This is a genomic window from Clostridium sp. ATCC BAA-442, assembly GCF_964239415.1.
In the GTDB taxonomy this organism is placed as follows: domain Bacteria; phylum Bacillota; class Clostridia; order Oscillospirales; family Oscillospiraceae; genus Flavonifractor; species Flavonifractor plautii.
In genome coordinates this window covers 1-5,637 of record NZ_CAXSQB010000092.1, presented here as the reverse complement: position 1 = coordinate 5,637, position 5,637 = coordinate 1, and the positions used below count along the sequence as shown (strand labels likewise).

The window sequence follows — 5,637 nt, the reverse complement described above, 5'->3', positions numbered from 1 at the left end:
CCGCAACGGTTCGGGGCTCTTTTTGGTAGACATTTGGTAGACTTAGACTTAAAACACAGTACAGGTCACTTGAGCCAATCAAACACCTCAGCCAGGCTGATGCCCTGGCCGCGGGCGATACGGGCCACATCCTCGTACTCCGGCTTGGAGCGGACGACGCCCCAGCCGGAGGCGGTCTTGAGCCGCACGGGGCCGTGGGGGGTATCCACGGTGCGCTCACCCCGCTCCAGGGTATACCGGCGGCACACATTCTCCCGCACGCCCAGAGTGGTGGTGTGCCGGAAAAGCAGGCCAAGCAGCCTCTCCCGATCCTCCATGCGGCACATACAGGAGAACAGCACGGCGGGGCGGCCCTTCTTCATGCCGATGGGCGTGGTATACACGTCCAGTGCTCCGGCGGCAAGCAACTCCTCCTGGGCAAAGCCGATGGCCTCGGCGGTCATGTCGTCCAGATTGCAGCACAGCTCGGCCACCTCGTCCCCGCCGCCCGCGGTCTCCCCCAGCAGGGCGCGGACACAGTTGGCCGCCTCAAAGTCCTTGTTTCCCATACCATAGCCGATTTTTTCCACCTTCATCACCGGCATGGAGCCGAACTCGGTGACAAAGTGCTTGAGCAACGCCGCGCCGGTGGGGGTGCACAGCTCTCCCCGGATGGCTCCGCCGTAAATGGGCACGTCCCGGAGAATGTGGGCTGTGGCGGGGGCGGGCACGGGCAGGATGCCATGGGCGCAGCGCACCTGGCCGCTTCCAACGTGTACCGGGGAGGCCACGATACGCTCCACACCCAGCATGTGCACCAGCAGGCAGACCCCCGCCACGTCGGCCACCGCGTCCAGGCTGCCCACCTCGTGGAAGTGGATCTCCTCCACCGGCGCGCCGTGGGCGTGGCTCTCAGCCTCCGCAATCAGGCCGTAGACCGCCTCCGCATCGGCCCGTACCGCCTCGGGCAGCTCCAGATGGCCCAGCAGATGGCGGATCTCCCCCATTCCGGTGTGGTGGTGATGTCTATGGTCGTGGTTGTGATGGTGGTGCTCGTGTTCATGGCCATGTTCGTGCTCGTGGCTGTGCTCGTGACCATGCTCATGGCTGTGGCCGTGGTCATGGCCGTGATCATGGTCGTGGTCGTGATGGTGGATGTGCCCCTCCGGGGATACGTCACAGCTGACCTCCTCCTCCCCGTGTACCGTCACCGCCACATGGGTGCCGGTGATGCCGCATTTGACGACCGGTACGGCGGACACCGCCACGCCGGGCAGGCCCAGGCCGTTCATCTTCTCCAGAAAGGCCGCCTTGTCGTCCACAAGCTCCAGCAGGGCCGCCATGAGCATATCGCCGGCGGCCCCCATACCGCAGTCCAGATAGAGTGTTCTCATTTCTGTTTCCCTCCCATGTGGTTGATCATGCTGGCCAGATAGCCTGCGCCGAAGCCGTTGTCGATGTTGACCACGCTCACCCCGCTGGCGCAGGAGTTGAGCATGGACAACAGGGAGGACAGACCGTGGAAGCAGGCCCCGTAGCCGATGCTGGTGGGGACGGCGATTACCGGGCAGTCGGCCAGCCCGCCGATGACGCTGGCCAGAGCGCCCTCCATCCCCGCGATGGCGATGATGACGTTGGCGCTCATGAGCTCCTCCAGGTGGGAGAGCAGACGGTGCAGCCCCGCCACCCCCACGTCGTACAGGCGCACCACCTCGTTGCCCAGGGCCTCGGCGGTGAGGGCGGCCTCCTCGGCCACCGGCATGTCACTGGTACCGCCGGTGGCCACCACCACCTTCCCGCTGCCGTCTGGGGAGGGAAGGCTGCCTACAATGCCGATGCGGCCCATCTCGTAATAGGTGAAGGGGTGGGCCGGGTCAATGGCCGCCGCCGCCTCGGCCGACATGCGGGTGATGAGGATGGTGTCCTGCCCGCCGGAGCGCATGGCGTCCACAATGCGGGCGATCTGCTCCGGGGTCTTGCCCGCGCCGTAGATCACCTCGGCCACCCCCTGGCGGAGGCCACGGTGGCTGTCCAGCTTGGCAAAGCCCAGCTCCTCAAAGGGCTCCATTTTCAGCCTGAGCAGGGCGTCGTCCACATCCACCTGTCCGGCGGCCACCTGCTCCAGCAGGGCCTTGATCGCTCTCTGTTCCATTCAGCGCTCCTCCAAATCCAGCAGAATCGGCTTGAAATAGGGGGCCAGTGCCGCCCGCAGGGCGGCCCGCTCCCGGACGGCCCGCTCCAGCTGCCCGGCCGGAAGCTGGAGCCGCGCCGCCCCGTGAAACACCCGCACCCGGAAGTCGGTATAGCCCAGGCGGAACAGGGCGTCCTCCGCCCCCTCCACCCGCGCCAGGACCTCCTCCGTGAGCGCCTCCCCGGTGGGAATCCGGGTGGCCAGGCAGGCGTAGGCCGGCTTATCCCAGGTGAACAGGCCCGCCTCCCTGGACAGGCGGCGTATGTCCGCCTTGGTCAGGCCGCACTCCCGCAGGGGGGAGCGCACCTCCAGCTCCCGCAGGGCCCGCATGCCCGGCCGGTCCCCCGCCTCATCGGAGGCGTTGGTGCCGTCCAGCAGGACGGCGTATCCGTCGGCCGCGGCCCGCGCCTTCAGCGCGCGGAACAGGTTCTGCTTGCAGTAGTAGCACCGCTCCGCCGGGTTGGCCGCCACCCGCAGGTCGGCCAGGGCGTCCAGCTCCAGCACCGTCACCTCCACCCCCAGTTCCCCGGCCAGCCGGAGGGCGTCGTCCCGCTCAAACCGGGGCTGGAAAGCGGTCTTGATGTAGTAGGGGCGGATATCCGCCCCGGCCTGCACCCCGGCGTACAGCAGATAGGCCGAGTCCACCCCGCCGGAGAAGCCCAGGGCGCACTTGGGATGGGCTGCGAAAAACTCGTTCAGCGTCATGTTTGACTCCTTACAGGTCGAAGCGGTTGTAGGCCCGGAAGCAGTCCAGGCACAGCTTTTTCCCGTTCTCCAGCCGGAGCAGGTGCTCCGCCGTCACCTCGCCGCAGCCGTCGCAGGGGAGGGACTGGAAGAGCCGGGCCTTCTCGGGCAGGGACAGCACGGCGGGCTTCACGTCGAAAAGGGACGCGGGGGCGGCGTCCTGGAGGTAGCGGAACCGCTCCTCCTTAGTCTGGTACTCCGCCGGAGTGGGGCGGAGCACCAGGCGCACCGCCTTGCCGGTCTTCCGGTTGTAGAAGGAGAAGGCCTGCTTGCCCCGGAGGTGGAAGAGCAGGTTGCCCTTGCCCACGCTGCACCCCAGTAGCACCTGAATGGCGTCCACGCCGCAGGCGTCGTTCTCCGTGATGCACACCACGTCCTCGTCGGCGGAGAAGTCCAGCTCCAGCAGCTCCATGGCGTACCGGGCGGCCTGGAAGCCGATGGTCAGGCCGCCGCACGCATGGCCGTGGAAGGCCACGCATTTGTCCCAGAGGGCTTGTCGGTCCATATTCATTCGTCCTTTCTACGGCGTAGGGCTAGCCCGCGTCAAACAGGCCGTCAAAACGCACTTGAATGTAGTCGTTGGGGTTCAGCCGGGTGAGCGCCCCCTTCTCCAGACGGAAGAGACGGTCGGAAATCTTCAGGGCGCTGTCCAGATCGTGGGTGATGAACAGCATGGAGAAGCCCCGGTTGTTCTGCAGGCCCTTGAGCATCCGCAGCAGGTTGGCCTTGCCCGAGGGGTCCAGCATGGAGGTGGGCTCGTCGGCAATGAGAAGGGCCGGCTCCATGGTCAGGGCGCGGGCAATGGCCACCCGCTGCCGCTGGCCGCCGGACAGGGCGTGGATGTGCCGGGTGAGAAAGCTGTCGCAGGCGAAAAGGCCCACGTCCTCCAGCGCCCGCTCCGCCGCCCCGTCCTGAAAGCAGCCGGACAGTCGCATGGGCTCCTCCACCGCCTCCCGCACCGTCATGCGGGGGTTGAGGGCGGCCTGGCTGTCCTGGAGCACCATCTGCACCCCGCCCAGACGGCGGTGGAGGGCGGCAAAGTCGGCCGCCTCCCCCTGGAACTCCACCGAGCCGCCGCCCTCCAGGGGGAGCAGCCCCGCTAGGGTGCGGGCCAGGGTGGTCTTGCCCGCGCCGGAGCGGCCCACCAGGGAGACGATCTCCCCGCTGTAGAGGGTGAGGTCGATGCCGTCCAGCACCCGCTGCCGCCCGAAGGCTTTGCAAAGGCCCCGGCATTCCAGCAGCGTGAGCACGCCCCCCCGGTTGCAGGCCAGGAGGCGGCCGTCTGGCTGCGCCGTCAGCTCCGGGGCGTGGCCGGCGCAGGCGGGCAGGCTCTGGGTACAGCGGCCGTAAAAGGGGCAGCCGTGGGGCTGCCGGGTGTAGGAGACGGTGGTGGGGCGGATGCCCCACATGTCCCGCACCGGGTTGAGGCCCACCGCCGACTGGAGCAGGCCCCGGGTGTAGGGGTGGCGGGGGTGGTCCAAAAGGGCGCGGGTGTCCCCCGCCTCCTCCACGTGCCCGTCGTAGAGCACCACCGTCCGCCCGCCCAGGTCGGCGGCCAGCTTCATGTCGTGGGTGATGACCAGGAAGGCGGTGCCCAGCCTGCGGTTTAATTCCTGGATCAGCGCCGTGATCCCCCGGCTGGAGGCGATATCCAGGGCGCCGGTGGGCTCGTCCAGCAGCACCAGGGCGGGGTTGAGGGCCAGGGCGTTGGCCAGCAGGAACTTCTGCACCATGCCGCCGGACAGCTCCCGGGGATAGCGCTCCAGATCCGCCGTCTCCAGACCCACCAGGGCCATCAGCTCCTCCATCCGCGCCGCCATGGCCGCCCCCCGGTACGCCCGGCACAGCACCTCCCGCAGGTGCTCCGCCAGGGTGAGGGAGGGGTTGAGCCACTCGGCCGAGTTCTGGAAGGAGAGGGCGAACTCCTTCATGCGCAGGGGCCTGCGCGCCCGCTCGTCCATGGCCAGCAGCTCCCTGCCGTTGAGGTACACCTGCCCGCTGACCTGGGCCTCCGGCTCGGACAGGCAGGCGATGGCGCGGGCCAGGGTGGTCTTGCCGCTGCCCGACTCCCCCACGATGGTGAGCATTTCCCCGGCGTCCAGAGCAAAGCTCACCGGGTGAAGGGTGAACTCCGGGTAGGACACCGACAGGTTGTTCACTTCCAGCAGCACGGCTTGTCCCTCCTCTGTTGTTCCTCCAGCCCGCCCACCAGCAGGCGCAGCAGCAGCGTGGACAGCACCAGCGCCCCCACCGGCGGGAGGAGCCACCACGTCCAGAAGTCCGTCCGGTAGAGACCGGGGAAGTCCACGGCCCGGGCGATCATCATACCCCAGGAGCGGGCCAGCGGGTCGGACAGGCCCAGAAAGGCCAGGGAGGACTCCTGGAGAATGGCCCGTCCCACCACCGCCAGGGCATTGATGGTGAGCAGAGGCCACAGCTCATGGCCGATGTGGGTGCGGATGAGGTACCAGGTTCCGCCGCCGTAGAGCCGGGCCATCTGCACGTAGTCCCGCCGCCGGATGGAGATGGTCTTGGCCCGCATCTGCCGGGCCACCGGGGCCCAGGAGAAGGCGGCGATGATCCAGACCAGGTTCCAGGTGCTCTGCCCCAGAAAGGCCCCAATGACGATCATGACCGGGAGCTGGGGGATAGCCAGAAGCACCTGGATCAGGAAGGAGATCAGAGCGTCCGCCCAGCCCCCCACAAAGCCCGCCAGTATCCCC

6 protein-coding genes are annotated in these 5,637 nt (G+C 67.9%); all 6 read right to left on the bottom strand.

From position 1 onward, the window contains the following. Positions 1 to 65 precede the first annotated feature (65 nt). On the bottom strand, positions 66 to 1,373 hold the full coding sequence (gene larC, locus ACESY8_RS19360) for a nickel pincer cofactor biosynthesis protein LarC (protein WP_054339260.1): 1,308 nt from the start codon (positions 1,371 to 1,373) through the stop codon (positions 66 to 68). Further along, entirely contained in the window at positions 1,370 to 2,131 is a 762-nt protein-coding gene (gene larB / locus ACESY8_RS19355; protein WP_054339259.1) for a nickel pincer cofactor biosynthesis protein LarB, read from the bottom strand. The genes larC and larB overlap by 4 nt, the downstream gene beginning before the upstream one ends. Beyond that, entirely contained in the window at positions 2,132 to 2,875 is a 744-nt protein-coding gene (gene larE, locus ACESY8_RS19350; RefSeq protein WP_434307916.1) for an ATP-dependent sacrificial sulfur transferase LarE, read from the bottom strand. A 10-nt stretch (positions 2,876 to 2,885) separates the two neighbouring features. After that, entirely contained in the window at positions 2,886 to 3,419 is a 534-nt protein-coding gene (locus ACESY8_RS19345; protein WP_054339265.1) for an FmdE family protein, read from the bottom strand. Between the two features lie 28 nt (positions 3,420 to 3,447). Then, positions 3,448 to 5,085 carry an ABC transporter ATP-binding protein gene (locus tag ACESY8_RS19340; RefSeq protein ID WP_148341609.1) on the bottom strand — a complete coding sequence of 546 codons (1,638 nt, stop codon included), beginning with the start codon at positions 5,083 to 5,085 and terminating at the stop codon, positions 3,448 to 3,450. Next, on the bottom strand, positions 5,070 to 5,637 hold a 568-nt coding region (locus ACESY8_RS19335), incomplete at its 5' end, for an ABC transporter permease (RefSeq protein WP_498794941.1). The genes ACESY8_RS19335 and ACESY8_RS19340, both read right to left, overlap by 16 nt.